At 50.5% G+C, this 16728-nt stretch carries 22 protein-coding genes; 10 read left to right on the top strand and 12 right to left on the bottom strand.

The annotated features are described in order from the left end of the window. Positions 1–435: 435 nt before the first annotated feature. From gpt to PsW74_RS22440, 4 genes are all read right to left on the bottom strand, one after another. Positions 436–939, bottom strand: coding sequence for a xanthine phosphoribosyltransferase (gene gpt / locus PsW74_RS22455; RefSeq protein WP_057462537.1), 504 nt, complete (start codon positions 937–939; stop codon positions 436–438). A 10-nt stretch (positions 940–949) separates the two neighbouring features. Beyond that, positions 950–1690 carry a competence/damage-inducible protein A gene (locus tag PsW74_RS22450; protein WP_063289540.1) on the bottom strand — a complete coding sequence of 247 codons (741 nt, stop codon included), beginning with the start codon at positions 1688–1690 and terminating at the stop codon, positions 950–952. Positions 1691–1838: 148 nt separating this feature from the next. After that, on the bottom strand, positions 1839–3038 hold the full coding sequence (locus PsW74_RS22445; RefSeq protein ID WP_063289539.1) for an FAD-dependent oxidoreductase: 1200 nt from the start codon (positions 3036–3038) through the stop codon (positions 1839–1841). A 98-nt stretch (positions 3039–3136) separates the two neighbouring features. Continuing rightward, positions 3137–3382 carry a zinc-finger domain-containing protein gene (locus tag PsW74_RS22440; RefSeq protein ID WP_063289690.1) on the bottom strand — a complete coding sequence of 82 codons (246 nt, stop codon included), beginning with the start codon at positions 3380–3382 and terminating at the stop codon, positions 3137–3139. 290 nt (positions 3383–3672) lie between these two features. Between PsW74_RS22440 and PsW74_RS22435 the strand changes: the two genes are divergently transcribed. The 6 genes from PsW74_RS22435 to PsW74_RS22410 all read left to right on the top strand — a co-directional run bounded on the left by PsW74_RS22435 (position 3673) and on the right by PsW74_RS22410 (position 7804). Next, positions 3673–4425, top strand: a complete 753-nt coding sequence (locus tag PsW74_RS22435) for an alpha/beta hydrolase (RefSeq protein WP_063289538.1) — start codon at positions 3673–3675, stop codon at positions 4423–4425. Next, positions 4422–5294, top strand: a complete 873-nt coding sequence (locus tag PsW74_RS22430; protein ID WP_063289537.1) for an alpha/beta hydrolase — start codon at positions 4422–4424, stop codon at positions 5292–5294. Before PsW74_RS22435 ends, PsW74_RS22430 begins: the two co-directional genes overlap by 4 nt. 205 nt (positions 5295–5499) lie before the next feature. Next, entirely contained in the window at positions 5500–6348 is an 849-nt protein-coding gene (cysE, locus tag PsW74_RS22425; RefSeq protein ID WP_063289536.1) for a serine O-acetyltransferase, read from the top strand. 82 nt (positions 6349–6430) lie between these two features. Then, a complete protein-coding gene (locus PsW74_RS22420; protein WP_063289535.1) occupies positions 6431–6646 on the top strand; it encodes a DUF3126 family protein in 216 nt (71 codons plus the stop codon). Between the two features lie 260 nt (positions 6647–6906). Next, entirely contained in the window at positions 6907–7221 is a 315-nt protein-coding gene (locus tag PsW74_RS22415; protein WP_063289534.1) for a hypothetical protein, read from the top strand. 55 nt (positions 7222–7276) lie between these two features. After that, entirely contained in the window at positions 7277–7804 is a 528-nt protein-coding gene (locus PsW74_RS22410; RefSeq protein ID WP_063289533.1) for a gamma carbonic anhydrase family protein, read from the top strand. 78 nt (positions 7805–7882) lie between these two features. Here PsW74_RS22410 and PsW74_RS22405 read toward each other — a convergent pair whose 3' ends face one another. From PsW74_RS22405 to PsW74_RS22395, 3 genes are all read right to left on the bottom strand, one after another. Next, positions 7883–8503, bottom strand: coding sequence for a transglutaminase-like cysteine peptidase (locus PsW74_RS22405; protein WP_057462527.1), 621 nt, complete (start codon positions 8501–8503; stop codon positions 7883–7885). A gap of 367 nt (positions 8504–8870) precedes the next feature. After that, positions 8871–9506 carry a PilZ domain-containing protein gene (locus PsW74_RS22400; RefSeq protein ID WP_057462526.1) on the bottom strand — a complete coding sequence of 212 codons (636 nt, stop codon included), beginning with the start codon at positions 9504–9506 and terminating at the stop codon, positions 8871–8873. Positions 9507–9610: 104 nt separating this feature from the next. After that, positions 9611–10300 carry a PAS domain-containing protein gene (locus PsW74_RS22395; protein WP_057462525.1) on the bottom strand — a complete coding sequence of 230 codons (690 nt, stop codon included), beginning with the start codon at positions 10298–10300 and terminating at the stop codon, positions 9611–9613. A 466-nt stretch (positions 10301–10766) separates the two neighbouring features. On the opposite strand from PsW74_RS22395, the gene PsW74_RS22390 reads away from it, so the two are divergent. After that, complete coding sequence (locus PsW74_RS22390; protein ID WP_063289532.1) at positions 10767–11537, top strand: rhomboid family intramembrane serine protease; 771 nt, start codon at positions 10767–10769, stop codon at positions 11535–11537. A gap of 164 nt (positions 11538–11701) precedes the next feature. Then, on the top strand, positions 11702–12133 hold the full coding sequence (locus tag PsW74_RS22385) for a CBS domain-containing protein (protein WP_057462523.1): 432 nt from the start codon (positions 11702–11704) through the stop codon (positions 12131–12133). Between the two features lie 86 nt (positions 12134–12219). On the opposite strand, the gene PsW74_RS22380 is transcribed toward PsW74_RS22385, so the two are convergent. From PsW74_RS22380 to folE, 3 genes are all read right to left on the bottom strand, one after another. Beyond that, on the bottom strand, positions 12220–13233 hold the full coding sequence (locus PsW74_RS22380; protein ID WP_063289531.1) for a patatin-like phospholipase family protein: 1014 nt from the start codon (positions 13231–13233) through the stop codon (positions 12220–12222). A gap of 98 nt (positions 13234–13331) precedes the next feature. Further along, positions 13332–13802: a phosphoribosyl-AMP cyclohydrolase gene (gene hisI / locus PsW74_RS22375; RefSeq protein WP_063289530.1), complete on the bottom strand. Its 471-nt coding sequence runs from the start codon at positions 13800–13802 to the stop codon at positions 13332–13334. A 34-nt stretch (positions 13803–13836) separates the two neighbouring features. Next, complete coding sequence (gene folE, locus PsW74_RS22370) at positions 13837–14469, bottom strand: GTP cyclohydrolase I FolE (protein WP_057462520.1); 633 nt, start codon at positions 14467–14469, stop codon at positions 13837–13839. 415 nt (positions 14470–14884) lie between these two features. Here folE and PsW74_RS22365 point away from each other — a divergent pair, with 415 nt between their 5' ends. Together PsW74_RS22365 and yidD are read left to right on the top strand one after the other, a co-directional pair. Next, complete coding sequence (locus PsW74_RS22365) at positions 14885–15319, top strand: iron-sulfur cluster assembly scaffold protein (protein ID WP_057462519.1); 435 nt, start codon at positions 14885–14887, stop codon at positions 15317–15319. Between the two features lie 11 nt (positions 15320–15330). After that, complete coding sequence (gene yidD / locus PsW74_RS28495) at positions 15331–15684, top strand: membrane protein insertion efficiency factor YidD (protein ID WP_082830674.1); 354 nt, start codon at positions 15331–15333, stop codon at positions 15682–15684. Between the two features lie 15 nt (positions 15685–15699). Here the strand turns inward: yidD and PsW74_RS22360 are convergent, their stop codons facing one another. Continuing rightward, complete coding sequence (locus tag PsW74_RS22360) at positions 15700–16254, bottom strand: hypothetical protein (protein ID WP_063289529.1); 555 nt, start codon at positions 16252–16254, stop codon at positions 15700–15702. A 48-nt stretch (positions 16255–16302) separates the two neighbouring features. Next, the gene (locus tag PsW74_RS22355) at positions 16303–16602 is read right to left on the bottom strand and encodes a hypothetical protein (protein ID WP_063289528.1); all 300 of its coding nucleotides are present in this window, start codon (positions 16600–16602) and stop codon (positions 16303–16305) included. Positions 16603–16728 lie beyond the last annotated feature (126 nt).

The following is a 16728-nucleotide window of genomic DNA, read 5'->3' as shown; positions in this document are numbered from 1 at the left end:
GCTTTGGCAAGTTTCCCGGCCTAAACAGGTCCTCTGTCCCTGACATTTATTGCTCTGACCAGTAAATGCCACTGCGTGATGCCCTTCAAGCTTGGGCCCTTCCTCTCAGACCATGCAGTCACGTCTGAAAATCGGTTCCACCGGACCTTTGAAAGATGCGTTACCTCTCTCAAAAGCCCCACCCAGCCCATGACACGCTGACGGACGGTCCGCCAGCTGCCCGTCACGTGGGCATAGAGTTAGTATGAGGGCACATTTGAGCAAGGGGGATAAGATTGTCTAAGATAGCCGCTAGTCCGATGTTATTCATCGCTTCGTCTAGTGCTGCCAAAATGCATTCGTGAAGGTTGGATCATTACCGGCTTATGAACGGAAAAAGCCCCGGCGATAAGGCCGAGGCTTTTGAAACTCTTATGCAGAATTCCGGCGGGCTGATTAGCCTGCGGTATCTTTAGAGATTGGCGGCTGGAACTGCATGCCCAGATCCCATGGGAAGTACACCCAGGTATCCTGAGAGACTTCAGTCACAATGGTATCAGCCAGATCGCGGCCCATTGGCTTGGCGTAGACGGTTGCAAAGTGTGCTTTTGGCAGCATTTCGCGAACAACTTTTGCAGTCTTACCGGTGTCGACCAGATCGTCGATGATGAGAATGCCTTCACCACCTTCAGAGCCGACCACTTTCGGGTCGATTGGCTTGATGACCTTCAACTCGCCCTGATCGTCGTAGTCGTGGTATGATGCAATGCAAACTGTTTCGATGGTGCGAACACCCAATTCGCGCGCAATAATGCCAGCTGGAACAAGACCACCACGTGTGATGGCTACAATCGCTGTAAATTCGCCTTTGTCGGCGAGGCGCCAAGAGAGGGCACGGCAATCGCGGTGGAATTGGTCCCAAGAGACCGGGAATGCTTTGGATTGCTGCTGATTATCCATGTGTCTTCTTTCAAAGAAATTTTGTCTTTGCAGCTTCTACGGCTGCTCGGACGGCTTCACTGGCCTGTTCCAGTACATCATTTGACCTAGATCGCACAACAACCTGTGTGGAAAATACTCCATCTTTTGACTGCGGATAGGAGCCAATTGAGGTTTCGGGGAAGTTTTTCTGGATTTCCCCTAGGTCTGTGGCAATGCGACTCTCAGGAAGAGTGGCTTCAATAGTCACAGAAAGCATCTTTTGACTGGTTTTCAGCGTTGGTGCGATGGCATCGACCATGGATTGCATGATGGCTGGTACGCCTGCCATGACGTGCACGTTTTCCATTCTGAAGCCGGGTGCGATGGACACCTTGTTTTCAATCAGGTCGGCGCCATCAGGCAGACGGGCCATGCGCTTGCGGGCAGGGGTAAAGTTCTCAGCGCCGTAGTGATCTTCCAGAAGTTTGTAAGCGCGTGGGTCCAGATCAATTGAGACACCAAAAGCCTTTGCGATGGCATCTGCTGTGATGTCATCATGTGTCGGGCCGATCCCGCCGGATGTGAACACGTAGGTGTATTCTGCGCGCAGAGCGTTGACGGCTTCGACGATCTTTTCTTCTACGTCAGGCACGACACGCACTTCAGACAGGTCGATGCCGATATCCGTGAGATAGCTTGCCAGAAAGCCGATGTTTTTGTCTTTGGTGCGGCCAGACAGGATTTCATCGCCAATAACGACATATCCCGCTGTGATGATCTTATTGGTCATGGCTTTCTGTATTCCTGAAATATGGGTGGCTTTGACAGCCAGAGCGTGTCGCGTTCATCTGCATTCACGCGCCAAGCTATAGCTGCTTATTCTTATGCGCATTCTTACCCGAAAACCGGACCCACTTTTCGGGCACATGTATCAGTTTTTAGTCGGTATGGTCTTCCGGCGTCCATTCATAGATCCAGTTAAACCGATCAAGAAGCTGACTTGGGGTGTTGGACCGCATGACGAGATCTCGTGCAATACGAAGAGGGAAGCCCATATGGTAGACCCAGTCATTCCACTTAACGAGCTTGCTCATTTTCTCAATGCGTGGACGGCGGGCAGTCTCATAGGCTTGCAGGGCCTGCGGTGTTGCGCCGTGTTTGTCGACCATTTTGGACAGGACTGCAGCATCTTCGATTGCCATTGCAGCGCCCTGAGCTGAAAACGGTAGGATCGCGTGGGCGGCGTCACCAATAAGAGTAACAGGACCCTGGGTCCATGCAGGGCGGGTGTCGACCTCGCACAATGACCAACGAGTCCATGTTTCCGGCAGGTAGACCAGACGCAAGGCCTCTGGAGCCCAGTTGCGAAAGTGCTTGCGGACATGATCACTGCCAACCGGATGGGACCAGCTGTCTTCTTCCCAGTCTTCCTTCGTGATGGCGACGATGTTGAGCAGCTTGCCATTCTTTACTGGATACTGAACCAGATGGGCGTCACGAGCGAGCCACAGGCCTGAGGTGCTCAGGAGAGGTTCCAGATTGAACGGCGGTTCTGCTGTTGCTCTGTAGGCTACGAAACCGGTGTGGTTGGCTGGTGCGCCACCCAATGTGGTCTGGCGAATACTTGAACGGACACCGTCGGCGCCGATGAGCAGGTCAAACTGATCCGGTATACCTGCAAGAGCTTCTGAGAAAGCCGCTCCCTTGAGCGTGACAGTATTACCGTTGATTTCGGCGGATTCTACTTTTGTATCCAGCCGCAGAGTGACTTCCGGTGTGTTCTGGACAGCTTCCAGTAACAGCTGTTGCAGATCTGCCCGGTGGATCACGTAGTATGACGCGCCATAGCGGTCTTCGGCAATGCGGCCAAGCGGAACGGTGGCAAGTTGAGACCCATCCTGGCCGGAGCGTATATTGACGCTGGCCGGAGAGACGGCTCTGGACATGAGTGCAGGGCCTAAGCCAAGAGCCTGCAAACATCTCATTGCATTGGGAGATAGCTGAATTCCTGCGCCGACTTCGGAAAGCTCTGGGGCAGCGTCGAACAGGAAAACACTATGGCCCTTACGGGCAAGGTATAACGCAGCTGTAAGTCCGGCGATCCCGGCTCCTGCGATAGCAATATTTTTTGGTATCATTACGCAGCTTGCTTGCCGTGCTTTGCCTGAGGTTATCGGGATCAGGCAAAGCAATGTGATTACGGTTTATTCGTTTTATCGATCAGATGATGAGGTTGTTAGGCCGCATCAGGTGCCCAGGCGCAGTCAGCTGGATTAGATTCTGCGGAAGCGAGTGTAGCATCGTAGTGGTAAAGCGTTGAGCAGTATGGGCAGATTATGTTGTCATCAGCACCCATGTCGAGGAAGACGTGTGGGTGGTCCTGTGGGGGGCGTGCGCCAATACACATAAATTCTTTGGCGCCGATTTTAATGGCGTCAACGCCATTGGTGTTGTGAAAGTGGGGTACGACTTTACCGGCCATTTTTTCGCCAAGCTCCATGGAACAAAAATTTGCCGCCGACATTAAATTGGTTCTGGTTAAAAAGACAGTTTTTCTCGCTGATTGATTGCCTCAAGATCGATGCGGTCCACAACTGTACTGCGTTTTTTCACCTAGGATCGAGGTTTCACGGCAGAACAGGTGTTGTCTCAGCCTCTGTGAATAGTTGATGGACTAGTCCAAATTGATAGGTCTTTGGCCTTTTCTTTCTCCACCCTTACATTTACCCTCCCATGATCCCATAGTTTTCCTTTACGTAAACGTTAGGTAATATGCCGATATTCAATAATAATGATCACCCTATCGCTTATCTTGATGAAGGAGAGGGCGACCCGATCCTGCTGATCCACGGATTCGCATCCAACAAGTTCGTCAACTGGGTGTATCCTGGCTGGGTTGATTTGTTGGTGAAGGATGGCCGCCGTGTGATTGCGATTGATAATCGTGGTCATGGTGAAAGCTACAAGTACTACAATGCAGAGGATTATGGCGCTCCGGTTATGGCCGAAGATGCGCTGAAACTGCTGGATCATCTCTATATCGATAGAGCGGATTTGCTTGGCTATTCCATGGGCACCCGCATTTCTGCGTTTTGTGCGCTGCAAGCGCCGGATCGGGTGCGCTCGCTGTCGCTTGGCGGGATGGGGTATGGTTTGATTTCTGGTGTTGGTAATCCTGAGCCAATCATTGAAGGATTGTTGGCTGACAAGATCTCTGATGTGAAAGACCGGACGGGTCGTGCCTTCAGAGCCTTTGCAGAGCAGACCAAATCAGACCGGCGGGCGCTTGCTGCGTGTATGCAGTCAGCCCGGAAGCCTATTTCTGAGGATATGGTATCTAAGATTACGGCACCGACACTTGTTGCTGTTGGTACAAACGATGACGTGGCCGGTGATCCAAAGGCGCTTGCTGATCTTATGCCGAATGCCAGTTATTTGGAGATTACCAACCGGGACCATATGACCGCTGTTGGCGACAAGATTTTCAAAAAAGGCACATTAGAGTTTTTGGAGCAATTTTCATGAATAGAGGCACCCACGAATTTATCGGAGCCGACGGCAACCGCATTGTTGCAGACCGGTTCGGCTCAAAAGGCCAGCCGGTGATGATGATGCATGGTGGCGGGCAGACGAGACATTCGTGGGGCAAGACTGCTGAGATGATCGCCAATGCAGGTATGCAGGCGTTCTGTCTTGATATGCGTGGGCACGGTGACAGTGCGTGGGTTGAAGGGGAGAAGTACTTCTTTTCTGACTTCGGTGCAGATGTTGCTGCAGCTGCCGCGCAAATCTATGAGGAAACCGGTTTCAAGCCAATTGCGATCGGTGCCTCATTAGGTGGTCTTGCGTCTATTCTGGCTGAGGGGGCTTTGCGTCCTGGCGTTCTGGCTGGCGTTATTCTGGTTGACGTGACCCCGCGCCTAGATGAAGGCGGGGTGAGCAAGATCCTGTCGTTTATGGCTGAAAAGGTTGAGGACGGGTTTGGCAGTGTGGAAGAAGCGGCGGACATGATTGCCTCTTATCTTCCGCATCGAAAGCGGCCCAAGACATTGGACGGCCTTTCGAAAAACCTGCGTTTACGGGATGATGGGCGCTATCGCTGGCACTGGGACCCTCGCTTTATCACGCATCACGCTGATCGTGCTGATATGAAAGACAAGGTACAGAGTGAGCTGTTGGAGGCAGCGGCTAATCTCAAAGTGCCGAGTATGCTTGTTCGTGGAGCGGCATCAGAGCTTGTGAAACAGAGCCATGTAGATGAATTTCTCGCATTGGTTCCCCATGCACAATTCACAGATGTGAAAGAAGCTGGTCATATGGTGGCAGGCGATGTGAATGATATTTTCACTGCTGCGATTATGCCATTTTTAAAAGAGTACCAAGCGGCAGCTTAAAATTAGAACCGGTTTCTGATTTTTGAAAGAAATGTAGGTTCACTTTCTAATTGCCAATGCAGGTTTGGTACGCGCTTTCTCTAATGGCAATACTGCGTGATGTACTATAGGCGGATAATTCATAGTGAGTGGGTGGGGCTTGGATCGAGACAGTCTGCACCTATGTAAGGTTGAATAGGTCCTATCCATAAAGGAACGCTCTTTCATGGTGCAATTTTCTTCAAGTAGCCCCAAGGAGTTCGCATCGCATGATCCTGTTTGGGATCGCGTGAAAGCCGAAGCCCAGGCGATGGCCAGCTCTGAGCCAGCACTTGCGTCTTTTGTTTACGAGACGGTGCTGAACCACTCTTCTCTAGAGGAAGCGATTGTGCATCGTGTGGCTGACCGGTTAGGCCATGTGGTTGTCTCTTCTTCTCTTATCCGCCAGACTTATCTGGATGTTCTGGATCAGGCTCCTGATATTGTTCAGGCCTTCCGTGTTGATTTGGGTGCTGTTTTTGATCGTGATCCTGCCTGTGACCGATTCCTGGAACCTTTGCTTTATTTCAAAGGGTTCCATGCGCTGCAGACACACCGGTTAGCCAACTGGTTGTGGAAGCAGGGGCGAGAGGATTTCGCGCTTTACCTGCAAAGCCGTTGCTCTGAAGTGTTCCAGATGGATATTCATCCTCAGGTTCCAATCGGGCGGGGTGTTTTCTTTGACCATGGTACCGGCATTGTGGTTGGCGGAACTGCTGTGATTGAAGATGATGTCTCTATTCTGCAAGGTGTGACACTTGGTGGTACGGGCAAGGTCTCTGGCGACCGTCATCCGAAGATCCGTCAGGGCGTGCTGATTGGTGCAGGTGCCAAAGTTCTAGGCAATCTGGAAATTGGCCATTGCTCACGTGTTGCAGCAGGATCTGTGGTTCTTAAAGACGTTGATCCGTGCACGACTGTGGCGGGTGTTCCTGCCAAGGTTGTGGGTGAAGCTGGTTGCGACCAGCCGGCTCGTGCCATGGATCAAATGATCGGTCAAGGTCAAGGACTTTCCTCGCAAAACAAACAAGGATAAGCTAGTTTCCTAGGGTTGGCAGGACGATAAACTTGTATAGTTTGTGCCCCAAGTTTGAAGTGAAATTGGTAAGGAGACGGCTGTGAAGCCTGATGAAATTCGTAAGGTGCAAACCTACATGCGCAATACTTTCAAGTCGCCAGAACTTGAAGTGCGTGCGCGTCCTCGTAAAGATGATTCCGCAGAAGTATATATCAAGGATGAGTTTCTTGGCGTTATCTTCCGCGACGAGGAAGATGGCGAACTGAGCTGGAACTTCCAGATGGCTATCCTTGATATTGACGTGGAAGGCCTCTAAGGCTTCACGCAAAATCTGATTGATTTGAAGGGCTCCGTTTTGGGGCCCTTTTTGCATCAAAATGAGACTCTTGAAGGCTGTGGGCGTCCTGAATTGAAACGGGATGGAGTTTGTTCGCCTGCCTGAATTTCCTATGCGGATTTCATATGTAAATATTAACAGGAGGTTAACTCGAGGATAGCACGCGGCATAGGAATTGCTTTCAACTGCACAGTAACGCGTTTGAGCTGGATTGAGCCAGCTGAGAATGGGGGAAGTGCATGCTGGGCGATTTGTTGTTGGCCGCGTTTATAGCGGCTTCTGGTTTTGTGACCGCGGGAATTCTGGGTAGCTTCTATCACTTGGTGACTGGGGAGCCACCGCGATTTTTTGCTGAGATGAAAGGGCCGTTGTCCTGGCTTATTGTCGTCGGGTTATGGCTTGTTGCTGGTCCTTTTATATTTATGCGCAATGCGATCCAGGGTTATTACCGGGAGTCATTTAGCCCAAAGATGCTGGCCGCCGCGGGAGGGCTCACCGCTATGTGGAGCATTCTTTCCGGTACGTTTGTTTTGAGTTTTCTCTTGGCACTTTGAGCAAGCCATATGCTAGATTGCGCAGGATTTGATTTGTGCAATCTAGGAGAACCTTGTGCCTTTTTATAAGCTTGGAGACAGAAGCCCTAATGTTCCTGAAAATGGAAACTACTGGGTCGCGCCATGTGCAAGTCTGATTGGGCATGTGCAGTTGGATGAAGAAGCGAATATTTGGTTTGGCGCTGTTTTGCGCGGTGACAATGAGCTTATCCATATTGGTGCGCGGTCCAACATTCAGGACGGATCAGTTCTTCATACAGATTTGGGGTATCCGCTGGTTGTTGGCGCAAACTGTACGGTTGGTCACAAGGCGATTTTGCATGGGTGCACTGTGGGGGAGGGCTCGCTTATTGGCATGGGCGCGACAATCTTGAACGGCGCTAAGATTGGTAAGGGCTGTATCATCGGCGCAAATGCACTGGTTCCTGAAGGCAAGGTTATTCCAGATGGTTCTCTGGTTGTGGGAATGCCGGGGAAGGTGGTTCGTGAGTTGGATGATGAAGCTCAGGCCATGCTTATCCGCTCAGCAGATGGCTATGTGATGAATGCACAGCGCTTTAAAGAGCAGCTGGTTGAGCTCTGAAGCCATCACGATTTTTGAAAAACAAAACAAGCCGCGGCATTTTCCGCGGCTTTGTTGTTTGCCAAGACCTTAGCAGCTTTATTCTGGAATACTTGCAACGGTGGTGACGCGTTTATCCGAAATAGCGGACCAAGCAGAAGCATGGCGAGCGGACTGGCGTTTCACGTAGCGGTATGGGGTTGAATACCAAGGCAAGATTGAAGAGATCTGATTGTCGAGAATGAGATCTCCCTGATCAGTGCGCACGCTTAAGACAGCGTGCCCGCCGTTACTCAGGTCTTTCACGACCGTTATGAGCAGGGAGCTTGGCGGCCAGCCTAAGGCAATGAGTTGCCGCTGTTTTTCCAGAACGTACTCTTCACAATCACCAGCACCTTGCGGGTATGTCCAGTATTCAGGCACTCCGAACAGTTGCTCGTCTGTTAGCGGGCGAACTTGTGTGTTGATTGAGGCGTTTACATCCAGCAATTCTTGCCAGCGCTCTTTGGTCAAGCGGACAACCAACGGCGTATTGGTACCATAGCGGCACTGTTGTGGGTAGTTTTGACAGAATTCAATATGGCCAACGGGAGCAGTGGCTTGTCCGATAATTGGCATAAAGCGTCCTGGAACTTGCTCAGCATGAGCGTAAGACAGGCTGATTAGCCCACCCAATGCGACCCCCAAAACACTTTTCGCGAACAGCTTATACTCAAACACAAGTAGCGCCCTCCAATCATGGCAGGCTCTACTTTCCTTCGCGCATTTTTATTTGGTTATAATCTTTAAAGTCGGTATTTAATCAAAATTGAGCAGTATTTAAATTAAGATTGAATATCAGTTAAATCAATATTTCTGAAAATAAGAGTCAATATTAATTCAAATTGTAATTATACTAAGACTCCGCAGGAAACTGGAGTTTCTGATGAGACCTAACGAGAGTTTTATGGTTTAGTTACAGTTAATTAGAGAGTTGGCATGTGAAGCTGTGTCAGTTGCATGTAATTCTCACTGCAAATATTTTTTTATAAATTTATCGAAAAGCTGAGGCTTAACCGTTGATAAGACAGGAATCGGTCTGGCTGGCTTAGCGCTTTTCAGCGTTGGAGATATGGTGCTCCAGCAGTTCCTTATTCTGGACGGTGGCGAATTCGACTGCGACGCCTTCTTCAAAGTGGCGAACGATCCGTGCACGCATCTTACCAAGCGTGATTGGTGTTCCAAGTGCCGGACGTACATCCGTCTTGAGTGCTGCGCCAGAGAGGGAGACATCCACAATGCGGCAGGCGTATTCTCTGCCGTCTGGCAAAATGATCTTCGTAATCGGATTCTTTGGAGTGAAGCGGTCAAATCTGCGATCTTCTGGCAGATTAAGCTCGTCTTTGTTGGCCAGCCAAGTCAGGACGGAAGCCAGCTTGTCGCGCTTGCGTGCGCTGGCATTGAGCGTCATTGCAAAGCCGCCATCGATCTCGCGGACGATCTTTCCTTCAACACGACCAATGTGATCAAGATAAGCGACAACGCGCTCGCCAACTTCGCCCATTACCGGAGAGATAAAGGCGGCGCCACCAGGTGACATGTTGACGACCTGGCAAGGGTACTCACGTCGGTTTTCCAGCATGAAACGGCCCAGCACGTTGATTTCAACGCGAGAAAAACGGCGTCTGTCAGGTGCTTTTGCTGCTAGTGCAGCAATTCTGTTGGTCGCTGTGCGCCCTGCCATTTTCCTAGGAATCCCGACTACGCGATTATTGACTAGTAGAAACTTGGGTCACACCCTAGGAAAACAAGGTTAACAGAATGGTAACTGTGGTGCGGAGTACAGGTTTATATTTTGCCCCCATCAACAACTCTAAGGTGTCCTACCTGTCGGCTGTTTGGAATTTCGACGGCCTTTGGTACTGCTGACCGTTGCAAGTGACTTCCACGGCTAACTCTTGGTTCCATTGAACTAACAGCGCGATGCGTTGGAGTTCCAAAATGTGGGACGCAGTCATTTTCATCACTGAAGAGAGGTGCGTCTTCATCTGGCCAGATCAACCTCAGGCTGTTGACTTTTTGCTTGGAAATCGCCTGAACACCGAGCCAGAATGGACGCTTGAGCGGGGCCATACAGCCAAGAATACGTGTGCAACCTTCCCCCTGAACGCGGATCGGCAGGAGCAGGAGTTCCAGATCTACTGACTGGCCCATTTCAGTTGTGCCGGTGAAGCTGATCACGGCTGCAGCGCCATCCTGTGTTATGGCAGAGAGCATGGCTGTGACGGCTTGCTGGTCTTTCTCATCCCAACCATCAAGGAAACTGCGGCCTTTCAGTTCACGACAGAACAGGGAACACAATCGTGTCCCTGCGAGACGGAACCTGAAATTGTTCTGCTGTGCCAGTTCCAGAATAAACGTATCGCCCAAAACACTTTTGATTGCGGAAGGTTGAATATCGCCACGTTCGGGAGCTGGTCGTTCAGCCCGAATTTCGTCCCAGTATTCGAAGAGTATCCGTGATGCACCGTGTTTCATATTCCCGCCTTCCCCAGTCCGCTTATTGGGTTTTCCCATTGGGGTCAGTGTCCTTTTTATGGACAACTTTAACTATCCGCTGGTCTATGGTGGGGAATAAGCATGGAGCGTGCCAAGTTAGAAATATCATAAAAATTTAATAAAATATTAACCTTAACAAAGGGTTTAAGTTGTGCTGTTGGGTGGCTTGTATAATCTTGGTTGCAGTTGCCTCACCTGAACCCTTGAGGCCCTAAGAATTGAGCTGTTGTTGGCGGTAAACCTAGGTTTACAGCATTTCGTGTGCTGATAAAAAGTCGGGAAATAAAACGCCTAACGGGGAGAAGCTCCGATAAACCGTCAGCGCTTGGGGGAGTGCTGGCGGTTTATTGTTTTCATTTGATCCTTACATTTTGCGGCAAGCCTTGCGAAGCGTGCCAAGTTGTCTTAGTTCAAAATGGGACAATAATTTTGGATCTGTAATAAAATGAACCAATCCAATGAAGACCATATGGCACCTCACGGCCCCAACCTTCAGAGACCAGCACGGGAGCCGATGTTCAATCTGCCAACCGTGGTTGTTGGACTGTCTCTGATCTTTATCGGGATACATCTGGTTCGTGCCTATGTGTTGACGCCCAACGCGGATTTGCAGACGCTGCTTTTGTTTGCGTTCTGGCCTGTCCGATATCTTAGTGGTTTTATGGCTGAATATTCCTGGCCAGGAGAAACCGTTTCGGCGATCTGGAGTTTTCTGACCTACGGATTTTTGCATGGTAGCGTGCAGCATGTAGGTTTCAATGTGCTTTGGATGGCAGTGTTCGGGAGTGCTGTTGCACGACGTTTTGGTGCGACCCGTTTTCTGCTGCTCTCGGCTGTTTGCGCTGTTGCCGGCGCGGGGGCTCACCTTGCTACAAACTGGGGGCAGAGTATCCCGGTGATTGGTGCATCGGCGGCAGTCTCAGGACAGATGGCAGCTTCCTTACGCTTTATCTTTGAAGCTGGTGGTCCGATGAGCTCGTTTCGGCGCTATGATAATGCAGCCTATTCTATTCCTGCCCGACCTTTGATGGAGGCGTTGAGCGATCGCCGTGTCCTTACCTTTATTCTGGTATGGTTTGGCTTGAACTTCCTGTTTGGCATGTGGTCCGCGCCAATTGCGGGTGAGGGCGTTAGTATTGCCTGGCAAGCTCACGTAGGTGGATTTATCGCTGGCTTGATCCTATTCCCATTATTGGATCCGATTAAACCGCGTTGAAGTGGAACGTTTAATAGTTAGCTAACTACATATGTTAACAGCACCTAAGTTGGTGGCTAGGCAAGCATTGTTTTTTTGTGTCATGATGCCGTAGGGTTAGATTTGTTCTCTTCCTCTTTTTTCTCTGAGAAAGAAGGATGACATAAACAAACGAGGAGGTCGCCATGACAGTTGCTGCCATATTGAACGGCAAAGGGCGGGACGTTTTTACGGAACCGAGCACACGTAGTTTAAGCGAGATATGCGCAAGCCTTGGAGGCCGCCGCATAGGTGCTATTGTGTTGTGTGATCAGCCGGGTGTGATTGTTGGGATCGTGTCGGAGCGTGATGTGGTTAAGGCAATTTCTATGGAAGGAACTGATGCACTTGCACAACCCGTCAGTGACTACATGACTAAAGAAGTTGCCGTCTGTAACGAAACCGATTCCGTGAACGGTGTTATGGCGCGTATGACTGATGGGCGGTTCCGTCATATGCCAGTTGTGGAAGACGGAAAGCTCATCGGGTTAGTCTCGATCGGTGATATCGTGAAGTTCCGCATTGCTCAAGTTGAGCGTGAAGCAGAGGATCTGCGGAGTTACATTCAGGCCGTATGATATGTGCCTAAACTGCTGTGCTTCTAAGGCACAGCAGTTCTATCCAGTCTATTTCTTATCAATACATTGTTAGTCAATGCACTTCATCAAGGCTGCATCTCTGCCAGTTGATGGAGTTCTGGAAGCGCACGGCATGTGGTTTCATATCCAACGCGAATTGCTTCTTCACCACGATGAAAGTCGAAAAGACCCAGATGTGAGAGGCGCAGTGTCAGAATGTTGTCTGGGGGGTCTCCTGCAAGCCGTGAGCGTCCAATCCTGTCCTGAATGATATTGTAGCTGTCCATCATTACGCCGGAGATGCCCGGCAACCCTTTTGGCTTCCCACCGAATATCTGGCGTCGCAAGACGCGCTTGATTGCGCCGCCCGGATCTTTTTGCAGCTTGCTATCGATCTCCGGGATCATGTCTTTCGGGATTGGGGGCAATTCATGGACAACTGTAGAGCCTCGGCCGAATGTGTCGGAGTTGAGGTTGACTGCGATCACAGCTCGTGCGCCCATCGCGCGGCATACTGAGACTGGGATTGGATTGACCAACGCACCGTCCACCAGCCAGCGGCCACCATATGCGACCGGCTCGAACACGCCGGGGAGGGAGGTGGAACAACGCATTGCCTGCGTGAGTGGACCCTTCTTCAACCAGATTTCGTGTCCGGTTCCAAGCTCCGTTGCAACTGCTGCAAACGGTCGGTCGAGGTCCTCGATCATGATCCCACCGAAGTGGTCTTCGAACAATGAAAGGACTTTTTTGCCTGAGATGAGGCCGGAACCGCCGAAGGAAAGGTCGACCATGCTGAAGACCCGGCGGCGAGAAAGCGAGACAACCCATTCTTCGAGTTGGTCCAGCTTACCACAGAGATAACAGCCGCCGACAACAGCGCCAATGGACGTGCCAGCTATAAAGTCCGGCTGAATGCCTGCTTCTGAAAGGGCTTTAAGTACGCCAATATGCGCCCAACCACGAGCCGCACCACCGCCTAGAGCCAATCCGATACCTGGTGTGATCTCTGGCTCAGGTGTGGTGGGTGGTGTCTCAGACTCTTCTTCTACAGGCTGTTTGCTGTTTGGCCACAGAGGTAGATTTTGCAGCACTGCTATCTCCCCGACTGTCTTTCAACGGTTGAATAATCAAAATTACCTTGGGGTAACTATGCTATTTAAACCTATAAAAAGACTGAATCGGGGCACAGCGAAACCTACTGTTTTTTCCCGTAAACTTCTTGGGGGTCATATACCGGAGCGACTTCCGTCTTCTCCAGCCAAACGTCGCCTGTGTCGTTGCTGTCCACTTTTCGAAAGAAGCAGGAGCGGTAACCGACGTGACAGGTTGCGCCGTTGCCATGCACTTTGACGCGCAGCCATATGGCGTCCTGATCGCAATCGGTCCGGATTTCAATGACTTCCTGCACCTGGCCGGAAGTGCCGCCCTTTTTCCAGTATTCCTGTCTGGAGCGGCTCCAGTACCAAGCTTCGCCGGTTTCAATTGTACGACGCAGGCTCTCGGTGTTCATATAGCCCACCATGAGTAGCTCACCGCTCTCGAAATCCGTAACTGCAGCTGCGATTAGGCCGTTATCGTCAAATTTTGGGCAGAGTTCATCACCCAGCTCAATTGCTTTTTTGTCAGCACGCGGCGCGAAGCCGTCGGCTTTAATATTCGTCGACATGAAATGCTCGAATTTTGTGATGAATGGTCCGAGCTTACGAACGGACCATTGTCATAAAGCGTACCTGTTCAGATGCGTTGTCTTCAAAAACACCAGAGAACCGGTTGGTGAGTGTTGATACACCCTGCTTTTGAATGCCACGCATAGACATGCACTGGTGTTCTGCCTCAATCATGACGGCGACGCCACGTGGAGCCAGATATTCTTCCAATGCCGTTGCGATCTGAACGGTCAGATGTTCCTGTGTCTGAAGGCGACGTGCGTAAATTTCTACAACACGTGCAATCTTGGACAGGCCGACCACAGCATGATCTGGATAATAAGCGATATGTGCTTTTCCGGTGAACGGCAGCACATGATGCTCACAGAAAGAAGTGAAAGAGATATCCTTGAGCAGTACAATATCATTGTAGCCGCCGACTTCTTCGAAGGTTCGTTCCAAGTGCTCGCGAGGATCTTCTTTGTATCCAGAGAAGAGATCTTCGTAGGCTTTTACCACGCGTTTTGGTGTATCCAGCAGTCCTTCACGTTCGGTGTCATCACCGATCCATTGAAGAAGTACGCGTGCAGCAGCCTCAGCTTCAGCCCGGCTAGGGCGGTTGGGGAGCTTGTTGTCTTCTGTAGCCGTGGGATCGGTCTCTGTAACCGGTCTCAAAACAGCGTCCATATTATGTCTCCAACAATACGCAGTCGATGAGTGTAATTTAAGACATACTTCTCTTAAAAAAACACTGAACCCGCCATAGGTTCCTGCGCAACAACTATTTTTGTCGGCCTGTTTTCAGTCAGGCTCTTCCCATTGTCATACGCAAATCTATAGCTTACCTAAGGAGATGCGAGTATGGCGCAGGGTATAAACTACGACAACCCGTTTAGACAGCCAATAAATTGGCACCTATGGTTTCTTCTAGGTAATGTGTGCTAGATTGCGATATTCCGCTTTTGACCTCTAGCAAGGTCTCGGCAGCACCACCTATATAAGATAGATGTCTTGGTTAGGAAAGGGTCTTCCCTTACTACTGAGTGATCCAAGGTCGCTTTAAGTTATAAAGCGAGTGTCAGAATAGTAGCCAGAGTTTTGCATGTTGGACGACATTTACAATACTAAGATCCTTGAGTTTGCAGGGAATATCCCTTTACTGGGACATCTCGATGCCCCGCAAGCTCAGGCAAAAGCACACTCGCGGCTTTGTGGTTCGACGGTGAGCGTTGAGGTTTGTGTAGCCGATGGTCTAATAACCTCATTTGCGCAGGACGTGAAAGCGTGCGCGCTTGGGCAAGCATCAGCCTCTATTTTAGGTCAGCATGTTATTGGGGCTTCACCCTCTGAAATTCGGGAGGCTTATGCGCAGCTCCATGCGATGTTGAAGGAAAGTGGACCACCGCCGAATGGTCGTTTTGCTGATCTGTCCTTCCTTGAACCGGTGCGCGATTATAAAGCGCGTCATGCGTCCACCATGCTTGCGTTTGAAGCCTTGGTGAAAGCGCTTGATGATGTTGAAGCTACCGTTGCTTAAGGCCAACTGAAATGTGTAAGCCCGAACCGCTCCCCAAAGTGAGGCCTGCCAGCCTGATGGCGCGGGTTGGGGTCGGGCTTATTTGGATTTACCAACACAGTTTGTCGTTGATACTCGGGCGTGCGTGCCGTTATCAGCCTTCCTGCTCACATTATACAGCTGAGGCGATGGTGCGTTTCGGCTTTTGGCGTGGCGGTTGGATTGGGTTATCACGGATCATCCGTTGTAATCCATATGGAGCGAGCGGGTATGATCCTGTGCCTGCAAGTCTGCCCAAGCATTCCAGATGGTATCTGCCCTGGCGCTATGGCCACTGGACTGGACACCATATTGACCCCAAGACGCGTTTTGATATGCCGGACTAGAAACCGTTCTTGTTGCTAAGGGCAGGTGAACTCGTTTTTCTCTTCTTCAGTGAGAACTGGCAAAATCGCGAACTCTCCCTCAATGGAGAGGTTTTCATAGGGCTGCGAGTTGATAACAACACCGTATGCTTTTCCGCTGGCAGCATCTAATGTCCAAACCCATCCGAGATTGGATTCCTGCGGATTATCCTTCCAGGAGATTTGAGTAATTTCCGATGTGATCTGCTGCACAGTGTAGGTCGCAGATCCTTTGCTCTTGCCAAGTTTGGAGGTGGTGTTCCAGGCGAGTGCTTCACTGTTGCAAATGAAGGTCGTGAATTTCTCCTCGATCGCCTCTGCGCCTTCCTTTGTAATAGTCCAGGCGAAATCCAATGATTTCCCTAACCATTGCTCGGCGGCTTTTGCAGCGGAAGCGCCACTTCCGGTTTCTGCGAGTGTGTGGATGTCGCTTTGGAGGCTTTTGCTGGTTGGGACGGGCGGGCCATCTCCCGTAACCTGTGCAACTGCTACCAGACCAGATGAATGAATGAACAAGACTGCGCTTGCGCTCAGGATTGCTAAGGGTTTCATTGGGTTATCCTGTTTTCATTCTTGCCGCTGTTTGATTGAGTTCAAAGACTACTGAAAGAACTGCGACCAAAAACTTCCTTTGTCACTCTCGCTTTGCTCATTGTCAGTAGCGGTTGGATCAGTCGTCGGTTCGGATGGTACCGGCATGTCGTGCGGATTGCTCATTTGGTATTCCGGCATACCGCTCATCAGGGATGGGTCTTCTTCTGCATTATCTGGTTCTGGTTCGACAGTTCCAGAGGTTCCAAGAGAGGGTTCAATAGATATCTGAGCGTGAGCAGGACGCGCTCCAGACGTGAGCGCAAACCCCATGACGACAAGATATGTGAAAAGCCAGTGCCTGCTCATTTGAATACCTTTGGATGATCAGTGTGGTGTGCACTCCAATACAGAAACTCATAATTTCGTTTGAAGATAATGGCTTAATGTAGAGTTGCGTCCAGCAACTTGCAGTGGTTCCGGGTTCTTGGCTTA

Origin of the sequence: Pseudovibrio sp. W74, assembly GCF_001623085.1 — a bacterium.
Lineage (GTDB): Bacteria > Pseudomonadota > Alphaproteobacteria > Rhizobiales > Stappiaceae > Pseudovibrio.
The sequence above is the reverse complement of the archived record's forward strand: the minus strand, read 5'-3'. Positions and strand labels throughout refer to the sequence as shown.